Annotated in this window: 24 protein-coding genes; 14 read left to right on the forward strand and 10 right to left on the reverse strand. The window is 70.0% G+C overall.

Translation table 11 applies throughout. The features are described 5' to 3' along the window. From KTR66_RS14350 to KTR66_RS14370, 5 genes are all read left to right on the forward strand, one after another. Complete coding sequence (locus tag KTR66_RS14350) at positions 1–1,398, forward strand: cytochrome P450 (RefSeq protein ID WP_213613548.1); 1,398 nt, start codon at positions 1–3, stop codon at positions 1,396–1,398. Beyond that, the gene (locus KTR66_RS14355) at positions 1,395–2,312 is read left to right on the forward strand and encodes a lysophospholipid acyltransferase family protein (RefSeq protein ID WP_213613549.1); all 918 of its coding nucleotides are present in this window, start codon (positions 1,395–1,397) and stop codon (positions 2,310–2,312) included. Before KTR66_RS14350 ends, KTR66_RS14355 begins: the two co-directional genes overlap by 4 nt. Next, on the forward strand, positions 2,299–2,928 hold the full coding sequence (locus KTR66_RS14360; RefSeq protein WP_213613550.1) for a hypothetical protein: 630 nt from the start codon (positions 2,299–2,301) through the stop codon (positions 2,926–2,928). The genes KTR66_RS14355 and KTR66_RS14360 overlap by 14 nt, the downstream gene beginning before the upstream one ends. Continuing rightward, positions 2,925–4,184 (forward strand): glycosyltransferase, encoded by a 1,260-nt coding sequence (locus KTR66_RS14365; RefSeq protein WP_213613551.1) that lies wholly within the window; start codon positions 2,925–2,927, stop codon positions 4,182–4,184. Before KTR66_RS14360 ends, KTR66_RS14365 begins: the two co-directional genes overlap by 4 nt. A gap of 153 nt (positions 4,185–4,337) precedes the next feature. After that, entirely contained in the window at positions 4,338–4,724 is a 387-nt protein-coding gene (locus tag KTR66_RS14370; RefSeq protein ID WP_213613553.1) for a hypothetical protein, read from the forward strand. A 57-nt stretch (positions 4,725–4,781) separates the two neighbouring features. Here KTR66_RS14370 and KTR66_RS14375 read toward each other — a convergent pair whose 3' ends face one another. Together KTR66_RS14375 and KTR66_RS14380 are read right to left on the reverse strand one after the other, a co-directional pair. Continuing rightward, a complete protein-coding gene (locus KTR66_RS14375) occupies positions 4,782–5,957 on the reverse strand; it encodes a nitrate/nitrite transporter (protein ID WP_213613555.1) in 1,176 nt (391 codons plus the stop codon). Further along, positions 5,954–7,360 (reverse strand): FAD-binding oxidoreductase, encoded by a 1,407-nt coding sequence (locus KTR66_RS14380; RefSeq protein WP_213613557.1) that lies wholly within the window; start codon positions 7,358–7,360, stop codon positions 5,954–5,956. Before KTR66_RS14380 ends, KTR66_RS14375 begins: the two co-directional genes overlap by 4 nt. 171 nt (positions 7,361–7,531) lie before the next feature. On the opposite strand from KTR66_RS14380, the gene KTR66_RS14385 reads away from it, so the two are divergent. The 4 genes from KTR66_RS14385 (at position 7,532) to KTR66_RS14400 (ending at position 11,068) form a co-directional block, all read left to right on the forward strand. Next, on the forward strand, positions 7,532–7,900 hold the full coding sequence (locus KTR66_RS14385; RefSeq protein ID WP_213613559.1) for a hypothetical protein: 369 nt from the start codon (positions 7,532–7,534) through the stop codon (positions 7,898–7,900). Between the two features lie 66 nt (positions 7,901–7,966). Beyond that, positions 7,967–8,731, forward strand: coding sequence for an HpcH/HpaI aldolase/citrate lyase family protein (locus KTR66_RS14390; protein WP_213613561.1), 765 nt, complete (start codon positions 7,967–7,969; stop codon positions 8,729–8,731). Between the two features lie 14 nt (positions 8,732–8,745). After that, on the forward strand, positions 8,746–9,858 hold the full coding sequence (wecB, locus tag KTR66_RS14395; protein WP_371819141.1) for a non-hydrolyzing UDP-N-acetylglucosamine 2-epimerase: 1,113 nt from the start codon (positions 8,746–8,748) through the stop codon (positions 9,856–9,858). 31 nt (positions 9,859–9,889) lie between these two features. Continuing rightward, complete coding sequence (locus tag KTR66_RS14400; protein ID WP_213613565.1) at positions 9,890–11,068, forward strand: CaiB/BaiF CoA-transferase family protein; 1,179 nt, start codon at positions 9,890–9,892, stop codon at positions 11,066–11,068. 123 nt (positions 11,069–11,191) lie between these two features. On the opposite strand, the gene KTR66_RS14405 is transcribed toward KTR66_RS14400, so the two are convergent. Continuing rightward, a complete protein-coding gene (locus tag KTR66_RS14405) occupies positions 11,192–11,785 on the reverse strand; it encodes a nucleoside triphosphate pyrophosphatase (RefSeq protein ID WP_213613567.1) in 594 nt (197 codons plus the stop codon). Then, positions 11,782–12,672: a pyruvate, water dikinase regulatory protein gene (locus KTR66_RS14410; RefSeq protein ID WP_213613569.1), complete on the reverse strand. Its 891-nt coding sequence runs from the start codon at positions 12,670–12,672 to the stop codon at positions 11,782–11,784. Before KTR66_RS14410 ends, KTR66_RS14405 begins: the two co-directional genes overlap by 4 nt. A gap of 305 nt (positions 12,673–12,977) precedes the next feature. Between KTR66_RS14410 and hemE the strand changes: the two genes are divergently transcribed. The 3 genes from hemE to KTR66_RS14425 are packed head-to-tail and all read left to right on the forward strand — an operon-like array spanning position 12,978 to position 15,802. Next, on the forward strand, positions 12,978–14,015 hold the full coding sequence (gene hemE, locus KTR66_RS14415; RefSeq protein ID WP_213613571.1) for a uroporphyrinogen decarboxylase: 1,038 nt from the start codon (positions 12,978–12,980) through the stop codon (positions 14,013–14,015). Positions 14,016–14,066: 51 nt separating this feature from the next. Further along, positions 14,067–15,176, forward strand: a complete 1,110-nt coding sequence (hemH, locus tag KTR66_RS14420) for a ferrochelatase (protein ID WP_213613573.1) — start codon at positions 14,067–14,069, stop codon at positions 15,174–15,176. Further along, positions 15,173–15,802 carry an HAD-IA family hydrolase gene (locus KTR66_RS14425; protein ID WP_213613575.1) on the forward strand — a complete coding sequence of 210 codons (630 nt, stop codon included), beginning with the start codon at positions 15,173–15,175 and terminating at the stop codon, positions 15,800–15,802. Before hemH ends, KTR66_RS14425 begins: the two co-directional genes overlap by 4 nt. A 161-nt stretch (positions 15,803–15,963) precedes the next feature. On the opposite strand, the gene KTR66_RS14430 is transcribed toward KTR66_RS14425, so the two are convergent. The 6 genes from KTR66_RS14430 to KTR66_RS14455 are packed head-to-tail and all read right to left on the reverse strand — an operon-like array spanning position 15,964 to position 23,580. Next, positions 15,964–18,522, reverse strand: coding sequence for a TIGR02302 family protein (locus tag KTR66_RS14430; RefSeq protein ID WP_213613577.1), 2,559 nt, complete (start codon positions 18,520–18,522; stop codon positions 15,964–15,966). Continuing rightward, on the reverse strand, positions 18,519–19,868 hold the full coding sequence (gene lysA / locus KTR66_RS14435; protein WP_213613579.1) for a diaminopimelate decarboxylase: 1,350 nt from the start codon (positions 19,866–19,868) through the stop codon (positions 18,519–18,521). Before lysA ends, KTR66_RS14430 begins: the two co-directional genes overlap by 4 nt. Positions 19,869–19,906: 38 nt before the next feature. Beyond that, positions 19,907–20,863: a hypothetical protein gene (locus KTR66_RS14440; RefSeq protein ID WP_213613581.1), complete on the reverse strand. Its 957-nt coding sequence runs from the start codon at positions 20,861–20,863 to the stop codon at positions 19,907–19,909. Continuing rightward, entirely contained in the window at positions 20,863–22,068 is a 1,206-nt protein-coding gene (locus KTR66_RS14445; protein WP_213613583.1) for an MFS transporter, read from the reverse strand. Before KTR66_RS14445 ends, KTR66_RS14440 begins: the two co-directional genes overlap by 1 nt. A gap of 38 nt (positions 22,069–22,106) precedes the next feature. After that, positions 22,107–23,282, reverse strand: a complete 1,176-nt coding sequence (locus KTR66_RS14450; protein ID WP_249732136.1) for a UxaA family hydrolase — start codon at positions 23,280–23,282, stop codon at positions 22,107–22,109. A 13-nt stretch (positions 23,283–23,295) separates the two neighbouring features. Beyond that, positions 23,296–23,580 carry a UxaA family hydrolase gene (locus KTR66_RS14455; RefSeq protein WP_213613585.1) on the reverse strand — a complete coding sequence of 95 codons (285 nt, stop codon included), beginning with the start codon at positions 23,578–23,580 and terminating at the stop codon, positions 23,296–23,298. A 78-nt stretch (positions 23,581–23,658) separates the two neighbouring features. Here KTR66_RS14455 and KTR66_RS14460 point away from each other — a divergent pair, with 78 nt between their 5' ends. Further along, positions 23,659–24,372 carry a GntR family transcriptional regulator gene (locus KTR66_RS14460; RefSeq protein WP_213613586.1) on the forward strand — a complete coding sequence of 238 codons (714 nt, stop codon included), beginning with the start codon at positions 23,659–23,661 and terminating at the stop codon, positions 24,370–24,372. A 37-nt stretch (positions 24,373–24,409) separates the two neighbouring features. After that, positions 24,410–25,285, forward strand: coding sequence for a branched-chain amino acid aminotransferase (locus tag KTR66_RS14465; RefSeq protein WP_213613588.1), 876 nt, complete (start codon positions 24,410–24,412; stop codon positions 25,283–25,285). The last annotated feature ends 1 nt before the right edge of the window (position 25,286 follow it).

Genomic DNA, 25,286 nt, shown 5'->3' on the forward strand with positions numbered 1-25,286 from the left:
GTGACGCGCCTTTCGCTGCAGCCGCCGATCATCGAGGAGGCCGGCCCGGGCTGGCTCATCCCCGCGCATCCCGCGCCGCTGGAGAGCGAGCCGGGGAGCCTGCGCCTGGCGCTGATGGCGCGGCACAGCCTGATCGGCGTCTGGACGCGCGAGACCTATGCCGCGCGCGACTTCGCCATGCGGCTGCTGCGGCGGCAGATCTGCGTCTTCAACGACCCGGCCTCGATCAAGGCGGTCTTCGTCAGCGGCGCCGATGTCTTCGAGCGCAAGGGCCCCATGATGCGCCGCGCCCTGGCGCCGCTGCTGGGCGACGGGCTGTTCATCTCCGACGGCGAGACCTGGCGGCGGCGGCGGCCGCTGGTGGCGGACATCGCGCACAAGACGCAGGTGCCCTTCTACGCGCCCATGATGACCGGCGCGGTGACGGACATGCTGGCCGGCTGGCGCGGTGGCGAGGTGATCAGCCTGCTGCCCGCCATGGCGGGGCTGACGGCGCAGATCATCGCGCGCTCCATCTTCGGGACGAGGCTGGGGGCGGAGGCGCTGGAGGGCATCGTCCAGGGGTTCGGTCGCTACCAGGCGGGGATCGACAGCTTCAACCTCCCCTTCTTCCTCGGTGCGGCGGAGGGCTGGCCGGTCGGCCGCGGCCAGGCCATGCGCGCCGCCATCGCCCGCGTGCATGGTGTGGTCGAGCATGTGATCACCGAGCATGTCGCCGGGCGGGGCGAGCATGGCTCCATGGTGGACATGCTGGTGCGGCGCATGCAGCGCAGCCCGGAGCTGGGGCTCGACGTGCAGGCGCTGCGCAACGAGGCGGCGACGATCTTCATGGCCGGGCACGAGACGACGGCGGCGACGCTGAGCTGGGCCTTCTATCTGCTGGCCAAGGCGCCCTGGGCCGAGGCCGCCTTGCATGCCGAGCTGGATGCGGTGCTGGGCGATCGCGAGCCCATGGCCGAGGACGTGCCCCGCCTGCCCTACGCGCGTGCCGTGATCGAGGAGGCGTTGCGCCTCTATCCACCCGTCCCCATCCTCCCGCGCCAGGCGAGGGAGGCGACCAAGGTGGGCGGGATCGCGGTGGAGAAGGATGCGCTGGTGCTGGTGGTGCCCTGGCTCCTGCACCGCTCGCCCGATCTCTGGGAGCAGCCGATGCATTTCCGGCCCGAGCGCTTCCTCGAAGGCCCGGCGCCGGTGCCCTACAGCTACATCCCCTTCTCGGCCGGGCCGCGCATTTGCGCCGGGCTGAATTTCGGCCTGACCGAGGCGATCCTCTGCCTCGCCATGGTGGCGCGCGCCTTCCGGCTGCGCCTGGCCCCCGGCTTCGTGGCAGAGCCGGTCTGCCGCCTTTCGCTCAGGCCGCATGCGCCCATCATGGTCCGGCTCGAGGACCGCGCATGAGGGAGGAGACGGACCCCGCCGCCACCTTGGCCGCCATCCTGGCCGACCGGCGCGCGCCCACGCTGCGCAACTGGCTGCTGGATGCCTGGGAGATCGGGCAATACCTGGTCTTCCGCCACATGCCGATCGACCTCGGCCCGCGCCTCGCCGCCCCCGGCATCATCGCCTATATCCGGCGCGAGCGGCCCTGGGTGCTGGAGCGGGCGCGCGCCAACCTCCGGCGCCACCGCCCCTGGGCCAGTGACGACCAGATCGAGGCCTGGGTGGAGGCCTTCCTGCAGAATATCGGCGCCTATATCGGCGAGACGCCGACCATCGGCCGCTACATGGCCGCCGGCCGCCTCGAGATCCAGGTCGCCGATGGCGCGCGAGAGGCCTTCCGGCGCGGCGGCGTCATCGCGCTGTGCCTGCATACCGCCAATTGGGAGGTGATGCTGGAAGCGCTGAAGGCGCTCGGCCTCAGCGCCGCCTGCGCGCCCATCGAGTGGGAGACGCGCGGCCAGACCTGGGTGATCAACGACCTGCGGCGCCGCAACGGCATGCGCTACCTCACGCGGGACCATGCGGGCGTGCGCGCCGCTTACAAGGAGGTGAAGGAGGGCGGATTGCTGGCCATCTTCGTGGATGAGGCGCGCCACGGGCGGCTCATGGCGCCGCTCTTCGGCCGGCCGCCGCATGCCAATGGCAACCTCGCCATCGCGGCCAAGCTCGCGCGGCACACCGGCGCGGCGATGGTGCTCTGGCACACCACCCGCCTGCCGGGACGGCGCTTCCGCGTGACGATCAGCGACGTGATCGAGCTGCCCCAGGAACCGAAGGGCCTGCTGGACGACGTCGCCTTCCTGAACGGCGTGATCGAACCGGTGGTGCTGGAGCATCTGGAGCAGTGGTTCTGGCTCGATGACAGCTTCTGACGCACCCCTGGTGGTCGGCCCGCTGATCCCCGGGCCGGTGGGCGAGCAGGTGCTGGAACTGGCGGCCACCGGGCGCGCCGGCCTCGCTGCGCTGCTGGGCGACGACGCGGCACGCCACGCGCTGTTCCGGCCGGGAATGCGGGCGGACCGCTTCCTGGTGGCGACGGTGGGCGGCGAACTCGCCGGCTATCTCAGCCTGAAATACGCAGGAAAGGGGCCCTTCGCGCCGCGCCTGGCCGATTTCATCCGCGGCCAGGGCTGGCGGCGCGGGCTGCACGCCTGGGCGGTGTTCTCCTGGATCGAGGCGCGCACCCGGCCCCGGCCCGGCGGCGCCTATATCTACGGGCTCGACGTGCTGAAGGCCTGGCGCGGGCACAAGCGCGGCCGCGACGTGGGGGGCGCGCTGATGGCGGCCGCGGTCGCGGAGGCGACGCGCCTCGGCTACCGGAGCCTGGACATGGAGATCCGGCGCCCCGCCATCCGCGCGCTGGTGCGGCGCGCCGGCGCCGTCCCGGTGGTGGCCCCGCGCCTCTCGCTCGCGCGGCTGCTGATGGCGACGGCGGGCGATTATGAGCGCATGACCATCGCCCTGACGCCGCCCGGCGCCGGTCCATGACGCCGCTGGCGCTCGATGTTTCGCGCCTGCTGTGGCGCGCGGTGCGCCCGGCGCCGGGCGGCATCGACCGGGTGGAGCTGGCCATGGCGCGCCATCTGCTGCGGGAGGAGCCGCAATCCCGCTTCGTCTTCACCGATGGCGGCGTGATCCGCAGCCTCACCCCCGCCACGGTGCGGCGCCTGACGGAAGAGGCCGCGGCGCGCTGGCGCGGCAGCGTCGATGACGAGGGCTCGCGGCGTGTCGTGGCCTATCTGGCCAGCGAGGCGCGCGTGTTTCCTCCGGCGCGCCCCCGCCTGACGGACCGGCACGTGCCGCTGGTGGATGCCGGGCGCAATCTCCGGGCACAGCTCAGCTACCAGCGCCGGGGCATGCTGCTGGAGGCGCCGGAGGCGCTGCAGGGCGCGATCTATGTGAACCTCTCACAGCGCAACCTGGATGAGCCGCGCCTGCTGGAGGCGCTGCCGCCGGGCGGGCGGATGCTCGCCTGCCTCTATGACGCCATCCCCTTGCGTGATTCCGCCCTGGCCGCGCCGGGCAGCGATGCGCGCATGCTGCGGATGCTGCGGCATCTCGCCGCACGACAGGCGCGGCTGGTGACGATCTCCGAGGCTTCGCGCACGCAGATCACGGAGGCGGCCGCGCGCCTTGGCCTGGGGCTCCCTGCCATCGCGGTGGTGCCGCCGCCCCTGGCCGAGCCCTTTCTCGAACGGGACAGCCCGCCTGGCACGGCCCAGCGCTTCTTCCTGGTGCCGGGGCTGCTGACACGCCGCAAGAATCTGGGCCTGCTGGCCGAGGCCTGCCGCCGCCTGCCACGAGGCGCCGGCTTCGACATCCTGCTGGCGGGCGCGCCGGGGCTGGATGCCGCCCCGGTGCTGGCCGGGCTGGGCGAGACGCCCGCCGGCATCCGGCTGCTGCGCGCCGAAGGGCTCAGCGACCTGGCCATGGCGCGGCTGATGCGCGGCGCGATCGCCGTGCTGGCGCCCTCGCTCGAGGAAGGCTTCGATTATCCGGTGCATGAAGCGCTGGCCCTGGGCGTGCCGGTCATCGCCTCCGACATTCCGGCGCATCGCGAATATGTGGCAGGGGTGGCGGAATTGCTCGATCCGCAGGACGCGGATGCCTGGGCCGCCGCGCTGGCGGATTTCGCCACGGCCGGGCCGCGCCATGCGGCGGCTTGCGCGGCGGCCCAGGGCTTCCTTCCCGCCAGCCCCGGCAAACTCCTGAAAAAACTGATCGATCTGGCGCGCATGGCTTGAGTAGCGGCCTCAGATGGGCGACGCTTGACGCGCGATAGGCGACGCCTATCAAAAACCAAGATCATACGGATTGGTGCCGATGGATCACCCTCGGTAGCGTCCCAATATCAGGACGGAATGAACCGGGCCTGACAGATGACGAGGAGATTTCTGATGTCCAAGCGCTTCACGCTCGCTGCCCTGGCCGCCCTGCCCATCGCCTTCGCCTCGATGGGCGCCCAGGCGCAGATGGCCCGCTACTGCGATGGCCGAATCGTCGCCAACGCCTTCTACAGCAATGTGCAGAGCAACGGCTCCCGTTCGACGGTGCCCTATTACGTGCAGCTCCAGAATCAGTCGGGCGAGACGATCCGCTACACCGTGCGCTTCACCGCGCCGCACATCATGGGTGCGCAGAACGGGAGCACCATCGCCCATCTGGCCAGCTACCAGCAGGTGACCGTGTTGCTGGGCAGCCAGAGCTTCACCAACCCCTCGGGCACGGGCCAGCTCAGCCAGGCCGACATGATGCGCTACACCCAGGTCACCTGCCCGCGCTGAGCATCACGGCGCGCTTCGCAACAGCCCAGCCCCTGCCCCGGGGCTGGGTTTTTTGCGTCACGGCCTTTGCCAGCGGATGAACAGCGCCGAGCCCAGCACCAGCGCCACGGCGAAGGTGAGCAGGGCGGCGGCCACGCCGCCGAAGGAAGCGGCCAGGCCGCTCAGCCCCTGCAGCACGGCGGCACCCCCGAAGAAGAAGATGTTCTGCGCCGAGAGCGCGCGCCCCGCTTCCTCCGGCCGGACCAGGCTGCGCAGCAGGGCGAAGCAGAGGATCTGGAAGGTGATGCTGGCGCCGAAGAGCACCAGCAGCGCCCCATCCGCCCAGGCCGGGAAGGCCAGCGGGCCGCCCAGAACCAGCAGCGTGATGAAGCCCGCGGCGGCGAGATGGCCGCCCAGCAGCATGCCGCGCAGATGCCCGAACCGGCCCACCAGCCAGCCCGCGACCGCCGGCCCCGCCACGAGCGTGAAGGTGCAGAGGAGCAGCAGGTGGCCGGCCTCGATCCGGCCCATGCCCTTGATCTCCATGAGCCAGGGGCCACCCCAAAGCCCGCGCACGCCCAGCACCGCGCCGAAGGAAACGAAGGCGATGGCCATCAGCCCGCGCAGCCGCGGCGAGGTGGCGAATTGCATCACCTCCCGCGCATTCTGCCAGATGCTGACGCGCGCGGCCTCGGCCGGGCGCTCATGCTTCACCGTGAAGAAGACGGCGAGCAGGGCGAAGAGCGCCAGCGCACCGCAGGCCCAGAAGCCCGCGCGCCAGCCCGAGACCTCGACCAGCCAGGCGAGCGGCGAGGCGGAGAGGATCATCCCCGAATTGCCGAAGCCCTGCACGAGGCCGGCCCAGAGGCCGAATTCCGCCTGGGAGACGCCGCGCGCGGCATAGGTCATCGGGCACATCATCATGCCCGAACAGGCGATGCCGAGGACGATCTGCGCCAGCAGCAGCGTGGCGGCCGAGGGCGCGATGGCGGCCAGGGCCGAGCCCAGCACCGCGATGGCGAGCAGTGTCAGCGCCACCGGCTTCACGCCGTAACGATCGAGCCCGACACCGACAGGGATCATCGCGGCGGCGAAGGCGGCGGGGAAGGCACTGGTGATGGCGGCCAGCGTCTCGGCGCTGATCGCGAGGTCGCGCGTCAGCACATCGGTGGCGACGGCGGGCAGGGTGCGGACGGCGTTGGAAAACACATGGCCCAGCGTCAGGGCCAGCAAGGGAACGGCGATGGGGTTCAATTGCGGAACATCTTGCCCGGATTGAGGATGCCCTTGGGGTCGAGCGTGGCCTTCAGGCTGCGCATCACGGCAATGGCCTCCATCCCGTGCTCCGCCTCCATGAACTCGCGCTTGCCGAGGCCGATGCCATGCTCGCCCGAGCAGGTGCCGCCGAGGTCGAGCGCACGTTGCACGATCTGCCGGTCGAGCGCCCAGGCGCGCTCCATCTCCGCGGCATTGCCCTCCTCGACGAGGATGATGGTGTGGAAATTGCCGTCGCCGACATGGCCGACGATCGGCGCCTCGAAGCCGCTCGCCTCGATATCGGCCTTGGCACCGAGCAAGGCTTCCGCGAGGCGGGAGATGGGGACGCAGACATCGGTGGTGATGCCGCGCTTGCCCGGGCGATAGGCGATGCCGGCCCAATAGGCGTCATGCCGCGCCTTCCAGAGCTTGTTGCGCGTCTCGGCCTCGCGCGCCCAGGCGAAGCCGGAACCGTTGTGGTCGGCCGTGATGGCCTCGACCGCGTTGGCCTGCTCGGCGACGCCGGCCTCGGTGCCGTGGAACTCCAGGAAGAGGGTGGGGACCGGCGCATAGCCCTCCAGCTTCGAATAGGCGATGCAGGCGGCCATCTGCACCTCGTCCAGCAGCTCGATCCGCGCCACGGGAATGCCGAGCTGCATGACGGTGATGACGCTGTTCACCGCATCGGCCAGCGTCGGGAACTGGCAGACGGCGGCACTGGTCGCTTCCGGGATGCCGTGCAGGCGCAGACGGATCTTCGTGATGACGCCGAGCGTGCCCTCGCTGCCGATGAAGAGGCGCGTCAGGTCATAGCCATTGGCGCCTTTGCGCGTGCGGCCGCCGGTGTGGATCACGCGGCCATCGGCCAGCACGACTTCCAGGCCCAGCACGTTCTCGCGGATGGTGCCATAGCGCACGGCATTGGTGCCGGAGGCGCGCGTGGCGCACATGCCGCCGATGGTGCAGACCGAGCCCGGGTCCACCGGGAAGAAGAGGCCCTGGTCGCGCAGGAATTCGTTGAGCTGCTGGCGCGTCACGCCGGGTTCGATGCTGCAATCCATGTCCTCGGCGTTCACTTCGAGGATGGCGGTCATCTGGCTGAGGTCGAGCGTGATGCCGGCGCGGACCGGGTTCACATGGCCCTCCAGCGAGGTGCCGGCGCCGAAAGGTGTCACCGGTACATTGTGCTGGTGGCAGAGCTTCAGGATCTCGCTCACCTCGGCCGTCGTGCTCGCGAAGGCGACGGCGTCGGGCAGCGTCGGCGCCGTCGTATCCTCGCCGCGGCTGTGCTGCTGGCGGATGGCGTCGTTCGTGCTCAGGCGGTCGCCCAGCAGGGCGCGCAAGGCGGCGATGACGGCATCCACGGGGCCCAAGGGGAGCGCACTCGCGAGGGTGTTCATGGCGTGTCCTTCCGGTAGCGCGCCATCATGCCGCGTTCCGCGGTGTTGGGCGATGGCGGGGGCGGGAGGGCTGGGTTGCATCATCGGCCGGGCCGATGGGCGCGATGGGGCGCGTGGCGTTGCCCATCGGCGGGGCGGCCTCCATGCTCCGGGCATCCAGAGGAGACCGCCATGTTCCGTCCCATTCTTCCGCTGCTGGCCCTGGGCCTCGCCGTTTCGGCGGCGCCGGCCCAGGCGCAGCTCGCGCAGTTCTGCGGTGGGCGGGTGAGCCTGACCAATGTCACGCTCGATCCGCGCTCGGTCAGCGATGCGCGGCGGCCCTGGCTCTATTCGGGCAGCCTGATGAACCACACGGCGGGGCCGGTGAGCGTGGTCATCACCTATACCGGGCCGTCCGGCGTGATGAGCCTGGCGACGGCGCGCGGCATGACGCTCTACGCGACGCAGGAGACGCAGGTCCCGCTGGTGCAATGGCCGAAGAGCATGGGGCAGCCGAGCCTTGGCACCGTCGCCGGTGGCCTGCGCGTGGAGTGCCCCTGAAGGTCTTACCAGCCGGCCGCTTCCGTCCTAGCCTCCCATTCTCGCATGCAACGCAGGAGGAAAGCGATGGCGAACAAGGTCAAGGAAGCCTGGAAGGCCGGCAAGGCCGTGGTGAACGGGTGGCTCGCCATCCCCAACGCGTTCAGCGCCGAGATGTACAGCCAGTGCGGCTGGGATTCCGTCACGGTGGACATGCAGCACGGCGTGCAGGACTACCTCTCCTGCGTGTCCTGCTTCCAGGGCATCGCGGCCTCGGGCTCGGGCGCGACGCCCATGGTCCGCGTGCCGTGGAACGAGCCGGGGATCATCGGCAAGGTGCTGGATGCCGGCGCCTATGGCGTGATCTGCCCCATGGTGAACACGCCGCAGGAAGCGGCCAATCTGGTGCAGTACAGCAAGTATCCGCCGGGGGGCACGCGCTCCAACGGGCCGATCCGCGCCGGCGCCTATGGCTCCTCGGGCAATTACCAGGCGACGGCGAATGACGAGATCCTCGTCATTCCGATGATCGAGACCAAGCAGGCGATCGAGAACATCCAGGCCATCCTCGACGTGCCCGGCATCGACGGCATCTATATCGGCCCGTCCGACCTCTCCTTCAGCTATGGCCTGACGCCGAAGCTGGATGTGGAGGACCCCTTCATCCTCAACATCTACGAGATGCTGCTGAAGGAGACGTCCAAGCGCGGGATCTCGGCTGGCCTGCACAATGGCACGCCGGAATACGCGAACCGGATGATCAAGATGGGCTTCAAGCTCGTCACCATCGCCAATGAGGTCGGCCTGATGGTGGGCGCGGCCAAGGCGGCCGTGAAGGTGGCCAAGGGCTGAACAGCGCAAGGCACATCCTCTGCGTCCTCGGGACGCGGCCGGAGGCGGTGAAGATGGCGCCCGTCATCACCGCGCTCCGGGCGCGCCCCTGGGCGCAGGTGAGCGTGCTGAGCACCGGCCAGCATCGGGACATGATCGGCCCGATGCTGGCGATCTTCGGCATCACGCCCGATCTGACGCTGGACGTGATGCGGCCGGGGCAGTCTCTCTCCGAATTGACCGCGCGGCTGCTGCAAGGGCTCGATCCGCTGCTGGCGCGCGAAGCGCCCGCGCTGGTGCTGGCGCAGGGCGATACGACCACGGTGCTGGCCACCGCGATGGCGAGCTTCCATCGCCAGATTCCCTTCGGCCATGTGGAGGCCGGGCTGCGCACCGGCGACATGGCCTACCCTTTCCCGGAGGAATTCAACCGCGTGGCGGCGGCGCGCATCGCGGCGCTGCATTTCGCGCCCAGCGCGGGCGCGCGGGAGAACCTGCTGCGCGAGGGCATCGCGGCCGAGAGCGTGCATGTCACCGGCAATACGGTGATGGATGCGCTGCTGGAGGTGGCCGCGCGGCCTGATCTGCCCCCCGGCCATCCGGTCGCGCCGGGCGCGCGGATGGTGCTGCTGACCATTCATCGGCGCGAGAACACCGGGCCTGCGCTGGAGGGCATCTGCCGTGCCGTCGTGGCACTGCATGAGCGCTTCCCGGATGTGGAATTCGTCTATCCGATGCACCCGAACCCGGAGTTGCGCGCCGTGGTGCGGCCGCTCTTGGGCGGGCTGCCGCGCGTGCATCTGATCGAGGCGGTGGACTACCTCCACATGGCCGCACTCCTGAAGCAATGCGCGCTGGTGCTGACCGACAGCGGGGGCTTGCAGGAGGAGGCGCCAGCGCTGGGCAAGCCGGTCTTCGTGCTGCGCGCCGAGACAGAGCGGCCGGAGCTGGTGGAGGCAGGCTTCGCGCGGCTGGTGGGGCATGAGGCAGAGGTGATCGAGACGGCAGTGGCTGCTTTCCTGCAGGATCCGCGCCCCGGCGGCGGCTTCGCGCGCGGGGTCTCACCCTATGGGGATGGCCGGGCGGCGGTGCGGATCGCGGCGCTTTGCGGGGCGTTCCTTGGCATGGAAGCGGGCGCGGGGGCATGATCGGGGCTTCCACGCTTCGCAGGTTGCCCGCATGACCGTCTCGCCACTTTCCGCCCTCAAGGTCGTTGAATTCACCCACATGGTGATGGGGCCGACGGCGGGCATGGTGCTGGCCGATCTCGGCGCCGATGTGGTGAAGGTGGAACCGGCGCCGAAGGGGGATTCGACCCGCGCGCTGACGGGCTCGGGCACCGGCTTCTATGCGAGCTTCCAGCGCAACCGCCGCTCGCTCTGCGTGGACATGAAGACGCCCGAGGGCCTCGCGCTGGTGAAGAAGCTCGTCGCCTCGAGCGATGTGCTGATCGAGAATTTCCGGCCGGGTGCCATGGAGAAGCTCGGCCTCGGCTATGCCGCGCTGAGTGCGGAGAATCCGCGGCTGATCTATTGCTCCTGCAAGGGCTTCCTGAACGGCCCCTACCAGCACCGCACCGCGCTGGATGAGGTGGTGCAGATGATGGGCGGCCTCGCCTACATGACGGGACCGGAGGGGCAGCCGCTCAGGGCCGGTGCTTCGGTGATCGACATCATGGGCGGGCTTTCGGCGGCGATCGCCATTCTCTCCGTGGTCACGGAACGCGCGCAGACGGGGCGCGGGCGTTACGTGGAGGCGGCGCTGTTCGAGACGGTGGCGCTGCTGATGGCGCAGCACATGGCGCAGACGGCCATCACCGGCACCGCGCCGCCGCCGATGAGCAAGCGCACGCCGGCCTGGCCCGTCTATGACGTGTTCGATACGGCGGATGGCGGGCAGGTCTTTGTCGGCGTCGTCACCGACACGGCCTGGCCGGCCTTTTGCGAGGCCTTCGGGCTGACGGAACTCGGCGCCGATCCATCGCTCGCCACCAAGCAGCAGCGCGTGGCGCAGCGGGCGCGGACCATTCCCGTCATCGCCGCGGCGCTGCGGCATTACACCAAGCCGGCGCTGATGGAGAAATGCGAGGCGCTGGGCCTGCCCTATGCGCCGATCGGCAAGCCGGCGGATCTGTTCGACGACCCGCATCTCAATGCGAGCGGCGGGCTCGTGCCGCTGACACTGCCCGATGGGCGCCAGGTGAAGCTGCCCGCGCTGCCGATTACGCTGGATGGCGAGCGCCCCGGCCTGCGGCATGATCTGGCGCCGCCTGGAGCGCAGAATGACGAACTCTGCGCGGAGCTGGGCTATTCGGAAGCGGAGGTGGCGCGGCTGCGGGAGGCTGGGGTGATTGTTTGAGCGAGGGGCTCTGCCCCTCGACCCCGGCAGGGAACGAGTTCCCTGCACCCATATCAGTTGGAAGATCCAAGAAACTCAGTTTCTTGGTGGGAGAGCACGAGAGGGCAAAGCCCTCTCGTCTATTCACCCCTTCACCACCCCCGCATCGCGCAGATAGGCCAGCAGCGGCAGCAGCGGCAGGCCCAGAATCGCCGTGTGTTCGCCACGGATGTCCCGCATGAGCTGGATGCCCATGCCCTCCAGCCGATAGGCACCGACGCTGGAGGTGACGAAGCCGCCTTCGCGCGCCAGGTACTCGTCCAGGAAGGCGTCGGAGAAATCGCGCATGGCGAGGCGCGGTGTGGCCAAATGGTGCCAGGCGCGCTGGCCGTTGCGCCAGACGACGACGGCCGTCATCAGCTCATGCGCGCGGTTGCGGAGCTTGAGCAGATGGCCGCGGGCGGCGGCGAGATCGGCCGGCTTGTCGAACCATTCGCCATCGCAGACCAGGAGCTGGTCGGCACCGATGATGGTCGCCTCCGGGTGGCGGCGGGCGATGCGGGCAGCCTTGGCATCGGCGAGGAGGATGGCGGTGTCGGCCGCGCTGACGCCTTCGGCCTTGGCACTTTCCTTGATGGCGCTCTCGTCCACGGCGGCGGGCATGGCCTCGAAATCGAGGCCCGCGCCCTCCAGCAGCGCGCGGCGGGAGAGGCTTTGGGAGGCGAGGATCAGCCTCATGAAGGGGTGCCCAGAACGGGGGCGGCGGGGTCCTCGGGTGCGGGCGCGGCCTGGCTGCCGCGGCGCTGGTGCCAGAGCTCCACCTGCTGCATCACGGTGGCCGCGGTTTCCTCGATGCTGCGGCGGGTGACGTCGATCACCGGCCAGCCATGCGCGGCGCAGAGGCGGCGGGCGGCGAGGATTTCCTGCTTCACCGCATCGGGGTCCACATACTCATTCTCGCCCACGCGCACGCCGCTGGCACCGATCAGCTTCAGGCGGTGCCGGCGGATATCGATGAGGGAGACAGGGTCGATGGTGAGGCCCACCACCGGGCAGGGTGGGTTTTCCAGCTCGGGCGGCAGCGGCGCGCCGGGAACGAGGGGGACGTTGGCCGCCTTCACGCCGCGATTGGCGAGATAGAAGCAGGTGGGCGTCTTGGAGGAGCGCGAGACGCCGACAAGCACGACATCGGCATTCATGATGCCGGCGGTGCCCTGCCCGTCATCATGGCTCAGCACGTAGTGCATCGCGTCGATGCGGCGGAAGTAATCGGCGTCCATCACGTGCTGGGCGGCGCGCTTTTCCGTGGCGCGGGCGCCGATCTCGGCCTGGAGGAGGTCCATCACGGAATCGAGGACGGAGAGGCAGGGCACGCCGAGGCGGCCGCAGGTTTCTTCCAGCGCGTGGCGCAGGCTGCGGTCCACCAGGGTGAAGATGACGGGGCCGGGCTCCTGCTCAATGCCTTCCAGCACGCGGTCCAGATTCATGCGGCTGCGCACCAGGAACCAGCGATGCTGGATGACGCCGGCATTGTCGAAGCGGGCGATGGCGGCGCGGGCGATGCTGTTCAGCGTCTCGCCCGTGCTGTCGGAAACCAGATGCAGGTTGGTGTTGCGGCTGGGCATAGGGCTGGGGATCAATCCGTGCGGGGCTGGGGAAAACGGGGATGAAATGGCCGTGAGCAGGATAGGCCGACTGGCAGCGGGGACAAACGGGACATTTTCTCCAGCCTGGGATGAATCGCGGCGGTGGGTGCGCCGCTTCGGGACAAGCATCGGCGAAGCGAGGCCCGGCTTGGCTTCGCGGCGGATCGGCCCCGCCGGATAAGCCTGTGGATGTTTCCGGGACAAGCTGCGTCCCCGTGATTCACACCCCCTACAAACCACCACCACTCTTCTTCTTTTCCTTTTTTCCTGGGATGGTCCTGGGCATGACAGACAAGCCCCTTCTCCGAGTGCTCTCCGGCGAGAGCGTCTGGCCCCCTCCGGTCTGGCTCATGCGCCAGGCGGGGCGGCATTTGCCCGAATACCGGGCGATGCGCGGCGAGGCCGGAAGCTTCATGGATCTCTGCCTCAATCCGGAACTCGCGGCCGAAGTCACGATCCAGCCGGTGCGGCGCTATGGCATGGATGGGGCCATCCTCTTCTCGGATATCCTGATCGTGCCCTGGGCGATGGGCCAGGGGCTGACCTTCGCCGAAGGGGAAGGCCCGCGCCTGCCGCCGATCACGGATCAAGGGGGCGTGGACAGGCTGGATGTGGCTGGCGCGGCGGCAAAGGCCGAGCCGATCATGGAGACGGTGCGCCGGGTGAAGGCGGGGCTGGCCAAGGACCATCCGAACACCACGCTGATCGGTTTCTCGGGCTCGCCCTGGACGGTCGCCTGCTACATGGTCGAGGGCAAGGGCGGCGGTGAGTTCAAGCATGCCCGCCGCATGATCCATGACAATCCGGCCCTGTTCGGCGCGCTGGTGGAAAAGCTGGAGGCGGCGACGCTCGCCTATCTGATCGCGCAGGTGGATGCGGGGGCGGAGGCGCTGATGCTGTTCGACAGCTGGGCGGGGCAGCTGGCACCCAATGCCTTCCGCAAATGGGTGATCGAGCCGAACAAGCGCCTGCGGGCCGCCATCAAGGCTGCGCGGCCGAGCATTCCGGTCATCGGCTTCCCACGCCTGGCCGGCCCCATGCTGGCGGAATATGCCGCCGAGACGGGGGTGCAGGCCTGCGGCATGGATACGGCGATGAACCCGGCCTGGGCCGCGGCCAATGTGCCGAAGACCGTGGCGCTCCAGGGCAACCTCGATCCGGAGGTGCTGATCGCGGGCGGCCCCGCGTTGCGGCGGGAGGCGGAGAGCATCCTGGCGGCCATGAAGGGGCGGCCCTTCATCTTCAATCTCGGGCATGGCGTGGAGATCACAACGCCCCCGGAACATGTCGTGGAATTGCTGCAAATCATCCGCGCCGCTTGAAACCCTGCCCGGAGAGGGTATGTGCGGGGTTGAATCCGGGGGTTTGGCTGAATGGCGCGGCGCGTTGCGGTGGTCTTGTTCAATCTGGGGGGGCCTGACGCGCCGGAAAGCGTGCGGCCCTTCCTGGTCAATCTGTTCAGCGACCCTGCCATTTTGCGGGTGCCGGGCTTCGTCCGGCCCTGGCTCGCCAAGCTGATCGCCTGGCGGCGCACCAAGCCCGCACAGGAGAACTACGCCGTGCTGGGCGGGAAATCCCCGCTCCGGGAGCTGACCGAGGAGCAGGGCCGCAACCTCGAGACCATGCTGCGCGCGCGGGAGCCGGGGGTGGAATGGCGCAGCTTCGTCGCCATGCGCTACTGGCACCCGATGAGCGATGAGGCGGTGAGCGCCGTGCAGTCCTGGGGCGCCGACGAGGTGCTGCTGGTGCCGCTCTATCCGCAGTTTTCGACGACGACGACGGGTTCCTCCATCACCGCCTGGAATGAGTCCTGCCAGAAGGCCGGGCTGCGCGTGCCGACGACGGCGCTGTGCTGCTTCCATTCGGATGAAGGCTATGCGCGCTCCACCGCGCGGATGGTGCAGGAGGCCTATGAAAAGGCGCGGGCCGAACTGCCGGCGGATGTTCCGCTGCGCATCCTGTTCTCGGCGCATGGGCTGCCGGAGAGCATCGTGAAGGCGGGCGACCCCTATCAGTGGCAGGTGGAAAGCACCGTGGCCGCCGTGATCGAGCACCTGACCATCCCCGAGCTGGATCACGTGGTCTGCTACCAGTCCCGCGTCACGCCGCAGAAATGGATCGGGCCCTCCACCGAGGATGAGATCGAGCGCGCGGCGAAGGAGAAGGTGGCGATCCTGATCAGCCCCATCGCCTTCGTTTCCGAGCATTCCGAGACGCTGGTGGAGCTGGATGTGGAATACCGGGAGGAGGCCGAGCATCTGGGCATCCCCGGCTATTTCCGCGTGCCGGCGCAGAACAGCGATGCGGGCTTCATCGAGGCGCTGGGCGAGCTGGTGCTGCGGACGCGCGGTTCGGGGCGGGCGCTGTGCAGCTTCGCCGGCGCGCGGCAATGCCCGAAGCAGCATGGGGATTGCCCGCATGCGCGCATGAAATCCTCCCTTGGGGCCGAGCCGCAGGACGCAAAGCTGGCGAAGGCGGCGTGATCCTCAACAAGGTGATTGGGGCGGTTCTCTTCGACTGCGACGGCGTGCTGGCGGATAGCGAGACGCTGTCCAACCGCATCGTGGCCGAGGAGATCACCGCGCTCGGCTGGGTGCTGGACGGGCACGCGGCGCAGCGCGAGTTCCTGGGGCTTTCCTTGCCGGACATGCTGCCGATCATCGAGGGGCGCGTGGGGCCTGTGCCGGAGGGATGGGGCCTGGCGCTGAGCCACCGGATCGCGCGGGAGATGGAGATCGGCGTCACGGCCATGCCGGGTGCGCGGGCCGCGCTGGAGGCGGTGGCGGCGGCGGGCTTGCCGATGGCGGTGTGTTCCAATTCCGCCCGCGCTGAATTGGGCATGAAGATGCGCGTGCTGGGCTTCGAGGGGTTTTTCGAGGGCCGCGTGTTCAGCTTCCAGGATGTGGCGCGGCCCAAGCCGGCGCCGGATCTCTATCTGGCGGCGGCCCAGGCCTGTGGCGTGGCGCCGGCGGAGTGCCTGGTGGTGGAGGACAGCGCCACGGGCGTTGCGGCCGGTCTGGCCGCGGGCTGCCAGGTGGTGAGCCTGGTGCCCGATCTGGGCGTTCCGCATCTGGAGGATATGGCTCGCTTGGCGGCCAGGCTGCGCTGAAGCGGGTCAGGACGGCCCAACGAGGATGCGCGCGCAAAGCGCGCGCCGCGCCCAGACCGCCTTGGCCGCTCGCACAGCCCGTCGCGGCGCGAAGCCAAGCGGCCGGAGGCCGCGCCCGGCGCTTGAGGGCATAAAAAACTCTCTCGCAAAGCCCTCTCGGATCAGAACCGCCTCAAGAGCCGATCGATGTAATCCAGCTCTTCCGCCGGCCGCTCACGTTCGGCGCCGCGCCGCCGCAACTCGTCCTGTAGGCGCCGCGTGCGGAGCTGTTCCGCCTCATCCGGCACGCGGGTGTCGCTGCCATTATCGGCATTGCCCGTGTTCTCGCGGGCGCGACGGCCGAGGGGGTCGCGGCCTTCGCCGAGCTGCTGCTCGCCATCCTGGCCCTCGCCGCCCATCTCCGTCTCGCCCATCCCTTCCTCTTCGCCCTCGCCTTCGCCTTGGCCCTGGCCGAATTGGCGCTGCATCTGCTGGGCCATCTGGCGGCCGCCTTCCTGCAGGCGGCGCATGGCCTCCTGCTGGGCGGGGCGGGCGTCGCGGCCATCCTGGAGCGCTTCCATGGCCTCGCGCATGGCCTGGTCGGCCTGGCCGAGCGCTTCGGGGACTTCGCCCGTCAGGTCGCCCTGCTGCTGCATGAGTTCGCCGAGCGCGCGGCGCAGGGCGCGCTGGCGGCGGGCCTCGGCCTGAAGCTGGCGCTGCTGTTCCTGCTCGGCCTGCTGCTGCTGCTCGGGCGTGGTCTGGCCCGGCTGGCCGGGGCGCTGGTTCCAGGGCTGGGCCTGGCGGCGCTGCTGGGCGGCGCGCTGCTCCTGCTGCTCGGCGCGGCGGGAGCCCTGGTCCACCATCTCGCCCTGGCGGCGGACCATGTCCTGCACGGCGCCCATCTGCTGCTGGCCGCGCTCGCGCTGGCGCTGCCGCTCGGGGGATTCGGAGCGGGCGACGCGGCCTTCCTGCAGGGCGCGGAGCATTTCCTCGAGCTCGGCCAGTTCGCGCTGGGCATCCTCCATGCGGTTCTGGCGGGTCGCTTCCTCCATGCGACGGGTGCGGCGGTCCATGTCGCGCTGGTCGAGCATGCGCTGCTGCGGGTCATAGGGCAGCGCTTCGGCGTTTTCGCGCTGCAGGCGCTCGGCCATGGCTTCCAGATGGCGGCGGATCGCCTCGCGCAGCTGCTCGATGCGGCGCTCGACTTCGCTGCGCTGCTGTTCGTTCTCGGCCTGGGGGGTGCGCTCGGCCTCGTTCATCGCCTCGCGGAGCTGGCGCTGCGCTTCGGCCAGCGCCCGGGCGGTGCGGGTGTCGCGCCCTTCCTCGAGGGCGAGGGCCGCTTCCCAGAGAAGCTCCTGCACCTCGCCGATGGTCTCGGCGCGGCGGTCGCGCTGGAGCTGGCCGCGGGCGGTGCGGAGTGCCAGGAGCGTGCCGGGGTCATGCTCGAAGGCCTCGGGCGCCTGGGTGATGCGGTCCATTTCGCGCATCGCGTCGGGGCGGGCGGTGGGGTTCAGCGAGAGGCCCTTGCGGATCTCGATGATGGCGCGGGCGACCGGGTGGTTGAAGCTGCGCTCGGGCAGGATGAGGGTGACCTCCTCCGAGCGGCCTTCCTGCTCGGCGCCGTCCCGGGCGATGAGGCGGAGCTGCACGGGCAGACCGGCCCAGGGGTGCGCCGAGAGATCGGGCTGGGCCAGGCCGCGCGCCTGCTTCGGCGCGGCGGAAGGGAGCGTCATCTCCAGCGTGATGGGCGCCGCCTCAGGCCGGGCGGCGAGGTGGAATTCGGCGCGGAGCGCGACCACGCCCCAGTCATCCTCGGTGCGCCAGGGCAGGCGCAGCGCGAGGCCGCGGGGCGAGCGGCCGGGCGCCTCGGTGAAGGCGGCGATGGGGGGTGCATCGGCCTGGACGGCGAGGTTCCAGGTGGCGATCTCGGTGCCGTCGCGGCGGATGGTGATGCGGGCACCGGCCAGCATGCTGGCCTGGGCGGTGTGGCTGCCGCCGCCCAGCGCCTCGAAGGCGAGGCCGGGCAGGCCGCTGATCTCGGGCAGGGCAGAGCCGAGGCCGCCGGAGAGGGCGATCTGCAGGCGGCTGCCGGCCGGGATGGTGGCGCTGCCGCCCTGGGCGGGCAGGAAGATGGGTGGCGCGCCGGTATAGGCGGGGGGCGTGACCCAGGCCTCGACGCGAAGGGCGGCGGGCGGCGGCGCGCTGCCGAAATGCGGAACCAGGCCGCGGGCGAGCAGGGCGGGCGCATCGCCGCCGGCGGCGAAGAGGGCGGCGCAGAAGGCGACGAGGATGCCGGCGCGGAAGGCGCGCGGGTCCCGGGCGGCGAGGCCGGGGCGCGGCGTGCCCACGCGCAGCCGCGCGATGAGGCGCCGCATGCGGGACTGATGCGCGGCCCAGAGGGCCAGGCCGTCCGGGTCCTGCGTCGCGGGCTGGTCCTGCAGGGCGGCGAGCGGGCGGTGCTTCAGGCCGGTGGCGCGCTCCAGGCGGCGGTCCACGGCGGCGGCGTCGGGCGCGCGGAAGCCGGCGAAGCCGTGACGGAGGGCGAGGATCAGGGCGGCGAGGAACGCGGCCAGGATCAGCACATGCGCCCAACCGGGCAGCAGCGCCGGGATGCCGGCGAATGCGAAGACGCCGAAGAGGCCGAGCGTGCCAAGCGCCGGCCAGAGCGCCGGCCAGGTGGCCTCCCACCACAGCGCGCCCCGGGCGAGGAGGCGCTTGCGGGCGAGGCCGGCGGGCGTCACGTGGCCCAGCCGGAGCGGTCGCCCGGCAGGCGCTGGCCGGCCAGCAGCGCCTCATGCGACTGGCGGTCACGGATGATGGCGAAGCGGTTGCCTTCCACCATCACCTCGGCCGCGAGCGGACGCGCATTGTAGGTGCTGCTCATGGAGGCACCGTAGGCGCCGGCATCGAGGAAAGTCACCAGCGAATTGGGGGGCAGGGCCGGCAGGTCGCGCCCCTTGGTGAAGGTGTCGCTGCTTTCGCAGACAGGTCCGACCACATCTGCCGGCGAAAGCGGCGCATGGAAGGCCGCGGCCGAGACGGGCAGGATGCCGTGCCAGGCCTCGTACATGGCCGGGCGCAGCAGGTCATTCATCGCGGCATCCACGATCACGAAGCGGCGGGTGGTGGCCTGCTTCTCGACGATGACGCGGGCCAGCAGCACGCCGGCCGGGCCGCAGATCCAGCGGCCGGGCTCCAGCATGATCTTCACGCCGAGATCGCCGAGGCCCGCCTTGATGGCGCCGGCCAGCGCGGCGGGCGTGCCCGGCGTCTCATCGCGATAGGGGATGCCGAGGCCGCCGCCGCAATCCACGCGCAGCACCGGGTGGCCGGCGGCGCGCAGCTCGCGGACGAGCAGGCCGAGGCGCTGATAGGCGGCGCGGTAGGAGGCCACACCCTGGGCGATCTGGCTGCCGATATGCACGGTGAGCCCCACGGGATCGAGGCCGGGCAGCGCGCACATCTTCGCATAGAGCGCGGGCGCCATGGCGATGGGCACGCCGAACTTGTTCTCGGTCAGCCCGGTCGTGATCTTGGCGTGGGTCTTGGCGTCCACATCCGGGTTCACGCGCAGCGCACAGCGGGCGCGCTTGCCCATCGACGCCGCGACGGCGCTCAGCATCTCCGCTTCTTCCGCGGATTCGATGTTGAGCTGGAGGATGTCCTCCGCCAGGGCGAGCCGCATCTCGCGCTCGGTCTTGCCGACGCCGGAAAAAACGATGCCATCCGCCGGCACGCCGGCGGCGCGGGCGGCGCGCAGCTCGCCCTCGCTCACCACATCGGCGCCGAGGCCCTCCTGGTGCAGCAGGTTCACGACGGCCAGCGCCGGGTTGGACTTGGTCGCGAAATGGATGGAGGCGTCGAGCCCGGCCTCGGCCAGGGCATCCTTCAGCGCACGGGCGCGGCGGCGCAGCGTGGTGGCGGAATAGACCCAGGTGGGCGTGCCGACCACATCGGCGATGCGGGCGAGGGAGACCTCCTCCACCATCAGCCCGGCGATGGGGTCCATGGCCAGCGCGGGGCGCGCGGCGAGGAGGTCGGCGAAGGAAGGATCGGGGCTGTCGAAGACAGGAGCGGGAGCGGCCATCGCGGTAGATAAGGGGTGGCGGGGGCCGCCGCCAAGGGTCAGCGGCCAGCGGCGCCGCCCAGGCCCCGCTCGATCAGGCTTCGGAAGGGGCGCGAGGCCTTGGCGATCCGCGCCTCCCAGGCGGGATCCGGCTGCTGGCCGGCGCTGAGGCGGAAGAAGGCCTGCAGCAGGCAGGCCACCTGGAAGGGCTCGATCAACGCCGCCTTCACCGACCAGGCGAAGACCAGCGCGAAGGCCAGCCCCCCGGCCGACCAGGCGCCCGGGATCGCATAGGTCAAACCCGCGGCCGGGGTGAGCAGGAGGAGGAAGATCAGCAGGCTCAGGACCCAGCCGATCAGCAGCAGGAAGGCCGAGTTGCGGAACATGCCGCCGGCATTCTGCGCGTAAAGGACGAGGGCCTCGCGCGCGGCGTTCCAGGGGTTGGTGGCCTGGGTGCGGAGCGCGTGGCCGAGGATCACCTCATCCGCCACGCCGGCCAGCAGGCGCATGATGGCATGCAGCAGCGACAGGAGCTGCCCCACCACGCCCGTGGGAATGAGGATGCGCGAGAGGCCGTGCATCAGCGCGAAGATCGTCTCCAGCACGCCGCGCACCAGCTGGTCGAGCGCGAAGAGGAGGCTCGCCTCGATGAAGCGTTCGCGCACCAGGGCGATGGCGTGGCGGATCTGCGCGCGGCCGCTGGGCGGGCCACGCCCCTCCATCAGCTCGATCATCACCGCGATATGCCCGGCCTTGAGCAGATAGAGCATGTATTCGCGCAGCAGATAGACGATGCCGAAGGTGGTGCCGAAGCCGATGGCGCCGCCCAGGAGGGTCGCCAATTCGCGGAAATCCTGCGAGCCGAGCGCGCCGATCAGCCAGCCGATGCCCGCGCCGCCGGCGGTGAGCGCCACATAGGCGAAGGAGATGGCGCCATAGGTCAGCAGCCGCAGCAGCAGGAAGGGCCAGGTGCGGGCCAGGAGGCCGAGGGCGTGGAAGGGCGAGAAATCGAGCATCAGCGCCGGAAGAGGATGAGCGTTGAACAGGCCTGGAGCAAGGCCGCCGCGACGAGCACGGCCGCACCCGATCCGGTGAGGTCCCGCAGCAGGCCGAAGCCGCCGGGGGTCAGCGCATAGGTCGCCTGGTTCACGGCGGTGACGAGGGCGACGACGCGGCCGACATCGGCGCGGGTGAATTCCGCCTGCGCGATCATCGGCGGCAGCGAGAGCATGTTGCCCACGGTGAGGCCGACGACGACGCAGCCCAGCAGCAGCAGCGGCGCCGAGACATCGAGCGCCGCGAGCAGGATGAGCGTGCCGATGGTCTGCAGCGCGAAGTTCCAGGCGCCGGCGCGGCGGCGATCCGCGCCGACCGGCAGCGCCCAGCCGAGCAGCGTGCGGCCGGCCACGGCGCAGAGGGTGATGAGGCTGAGCGCCAGGCCCGCCCCGAAGATGCCGAGCGTGGGGGAGATCAGCGAAAACAGGTGGGCCAGGAGCCCGACCAGCGCGGCCGCCCCCAGGCTGAAGCCGGCGCAGAGGCGCAGGAAGCTCGGCACGCGCCAGATGGCGCGGCCGGGGGGCAGGCTGGGCGCCTCGGCGGTGGCGCGAGGTGCCGGCAGGTCGGGCGGGATGCCCATGCTTTGCGGCGTGTGGCGAAGGAAGAGCAGGGCGAGCGTCACCATGACGGCGAAGGTCGCGGCGGCGACGGCGGCGCCGGCTGCCGGAAAGCCCCATTGCGTGATGAGCAGCGCCCAGAGCGGCGCGAAGACCACGCCGCCCATGCTGGCGCCGTTGAAGGCGAGCGCCAGCGCGGCCGGGCGGCGGGCGTCGAACCAGGGGGTGATCATGGCGTTGATGGAGGCGCCGCTGGTCAGCGCCCAGCCCGCGCCGCTGAAGATCGCGGCCAGGAAGATGTGCCAGGGGGATGTGGCGGAGGACCAGCCGAGCAACCCGGCCGCGGTCAGTGCCGCACCCAGCAGCACCAGGCGCGTGATGCCGAGGCGCGCCTCGACGGCCGGGAAGCGCGCGACGAGCAGCGCGCCCAGCAGGAAATGCGTGGTGATGGCGGCGGAGATGAGGGAGACGGACCAGCCATGCCGGTCGTGCAGCGCCTCGAGGAAGATGCCGGGGCCGTAGAAGCCGATGCCCCAGGCGAAGATGGCGATGGTGAAGGCGGCCCAGACGACGCGCCAGCCGAAATAGGGTGTTCCAATCCTAGCCATCGCCCCCATCCATTCGGGATGGGGGCGATGGTGCCGGATCAGGCGCTTTCGTAAAGGCGCGTGAGCGAGAATTCGCGATGGCCGAGCAGTTCGGCCGCCGTGAGTTCGCCGTCCGCGGTGCGGATCATGCAGTCGAGCAGCGCCTCGCCCGCGTCATCCATGTTCATCCGCTTCTGCAGCAGGCCGGTCACGTCCACATCGATGTGTTCGCTCATGGTGCGCTGCGTGCGCGGATTGGCGGTCAGCTTGATCACCGGCAGGATCGGGTTGCCGATGACATTGCCCTGGCCCGTCGGGAAGAAGTGCACGGCATAGCCCGAGGCCGCGCAGAGCGTGACCATCTCGGCCGCGGCGGAGGAGCTGTCCATGAACCACAGGCCGGGGCCGGTCGGCACCTCGGCCTTGTCCAGCACGCCATCCACCAGGCACTTCTTGCCGATCTTCTGGATGTTGCCGAGCGCCTTTTCCTCGATGGTGGTCAGGCCACCCTCGATATTGCCCTTGGTGGGCTGGCTGTCCGAGAGATCGCTCGTCTTGTTCGCCTCGATGACGCCCTGGTAGCGGTCGAACATCGCCATGAACTTCTCGCGGATCTCGGGCGTCTTGCAGCGCGCGGCCACCAGATGCTCGCCACCGGTGAGTTCGGTGGTTTCACCGAAGACCAGCGTGTGGCCGGCTTCCCAGAGCTTGTCGAAGGCATTGCCGACGGTGGGGCAGGAGGCGAGGCCGGAGGTCGTGTCGCTCTCGCCGCACTTGGTCGAGACCCAGAGCTCCTGCAGGGGCGCCTTCACCTTCCGCAGCTTGGAGGCGTGCTTCACCATCTTATAGGCGGCGCGCGAGGCGTTCATGATGGTGTTGAGGTCGCCATTCTGCTCGATGGCGAAGCCTTCCACCGGCTTGCCGCTGGCGGCGATGCCCTCGACGATCTTGCCGGTCCAGCCGGGCTCGATGCCGATGACGATGACGGCGGCGACATTGGGGTTGCAGCCGGTGCCGATCAGCGTGCGGAAATGCAGCTCGAGGTCGGCGCCGAATTGCAGGCGGCCATAGGCGTGCGGGATCGCCATGGCACCCTTGATGTTGTTCGCGACGGCCTCGGCGGCGGCGTTGGACAGATCGTCCACCGGCAGGATGATGACGTGGTTGCGCACGCCCATGCGGCCGTTTTCGCGGCGCCAGCCCTCGAAGGAGGAGCCCTTCAGATTGATTGCCATGTGGCCTTCCCCCTTACCAGCGCTTGGTCTTGACGTTGTGGACGTGCAGATGCTCGCCCGGCGCGATGTCGGCGATCGCACGGCCGATGTCGATGCCGTACTTGATGATCGTGTCGCCCTTCTTGATGGGCTTGATCGCCAGCTTGTGGCCGATCGGGATGTCCGACTTCGCGTCGAACTCGATCATCTTGTCCTGGTCCATGATCCAGCCGTTGATGCGGTTGCTGGCGCTCAGGCCCTCGACCACCACGACCCCCACGGAATCGCCCTCGTCATGCACGACGAAATGGATCGTCATCGCGTGTCCTCCTGTTCAATGACGGGGACGCTAGGCCCCTCTTGAACCCAAGTCAACTATATGACCTAGATGAGTTGAATGAATATCGAGACACCCCTTTGGCGCCAGGTGCGCGCGGCGATCGTGGCCGAGATCGCGGCCGGCGAGTTTCCGCCCGGCACGCCGCTGCCGGCCGAGAAGCTGCTGGCCGAGCGGTTTTCCTGCGCGATCGGCACGATCCGCCGCGCGACGGATGGGCTGGTGGCCGAGGGCGTGCTGAGCCGCCAGCAGGGGCGCGGCACCTTCGTGGCCGAACATACGCCCGAGCGGCTCTTCCGCTTCTTCCACCTACGCCGGCCGGATGGCGCGCCCGAATTGCCGCGCACGGAATTCCTGGATTTCGCGGAGCGCCGGGCGGATCGCGCGCAGGCGGCCGCGCTGGGTGTGGAACGCGAAGCGCCGCTGCTGCGCGCGCGGCATCTGCAGCATCTGGGCGGGCGGCCCGCGATGCTGGAGACGCTGTTCCTGCCGGCGGCGCTGTTTCCGGGGCTGGATGGCGCGCGCTTCAGCGGGCGGCCGGGCACGGTCTATGACCTGTATCAGCGCGAATTCGGCATCAGCGTGACCCGCATTGATGAGCAGCTCCGCGCCGCCATGCCCGTGCCCCGCGTCGCCGCGCGGCTCGGTCTGCGCGCGAAGGAGCCAGCCCTGTTCATCCAGCGCATCGCCTATGCGGTGGACGGGAAACCCGTGGAATTGCGCCTCGCCTGGGCCGATACGCGGGAATTGGCCTACTTCAACAGCCGGGCCTGACGTGGCAAAATCGGCATTGCAGCATGGAGTGCGGATGATGGCCGGCGTGTATTGGTACAAGGGCGAATGGACGACCGAGGAGCCCAAGATCATCGGGCCCATGGACCATTGCTTCTGGCTGGGCTCGGTCATCTTCGACGGCGCGCGTTCCATCACCGGCTGGGCGCCGGACCTGGATCGCCATTGCGCCCGCGCGCTGCGCTCGGCCGAGGTGATGGGCATGAAGCCCATGATGACGGCGGCGCAGATCCAGGCGCTCTGCGAGGAGGGCATCCGCCGCATGGGCCCGGAAGCGACGCTCTACATCCGGCCGATGTTCTTCATCCGCCAGGGGCTGGGCGCGGCGCGGCCGGATCCGAACAGCACGGATTTCATCCTTTCGCTCTATGACACGCCGCTGCCCGCCTGGGCCGGCTTCTCGGCGATGCTGACGCCCTTCCGCAAGCCGGCCACCGACATGGCGCCGACCGATGCGAAGGCCGCCTGCCTCTATCCGAACGGCGCGCGCGCCACGGCCTGGGCGAATGAGCGCGGGCACGACATGGCGGTGATGAGCGACGTGGCCGGCAATATCGCCGAATTCGCCAGCTCCAACCTCTGGTTCGCCAAGGATGGCGTGGTGGTCACGCCCGCGGTGAACCACACCTTCCTCAACGGCATCACGCGCCAGCGCGTCCTCGCCCTCTTCCGCGAGGCGGGCGTGCCGGTGGAAGAGCGCGCGGTGCGCCCGGAGGAGCTGGAGACGGCGGATGAGATCTTCTCGACCGGCAACTACGCCAAGGTGCAGCCCGTCATCCGCTACAATGGCCGCGACCTGCCGATCGGCCCCTTCGCCGCCAAGGCGCGGGAGCTGTATTTCGCCTGGATGAAAAGCCAGCCGCGCGTGGTGAGCGAGGCGGCCGCGGCGGAGTAGC

It is taken from the genome of Roseococcus sp. SDR, from assembly GCF_019083995.1.
GTDB lineage: Bacteria > Pseudomonadota > Alphaproteobacteria > Acetobacterales > Acetobacteraceae > Roseococcus.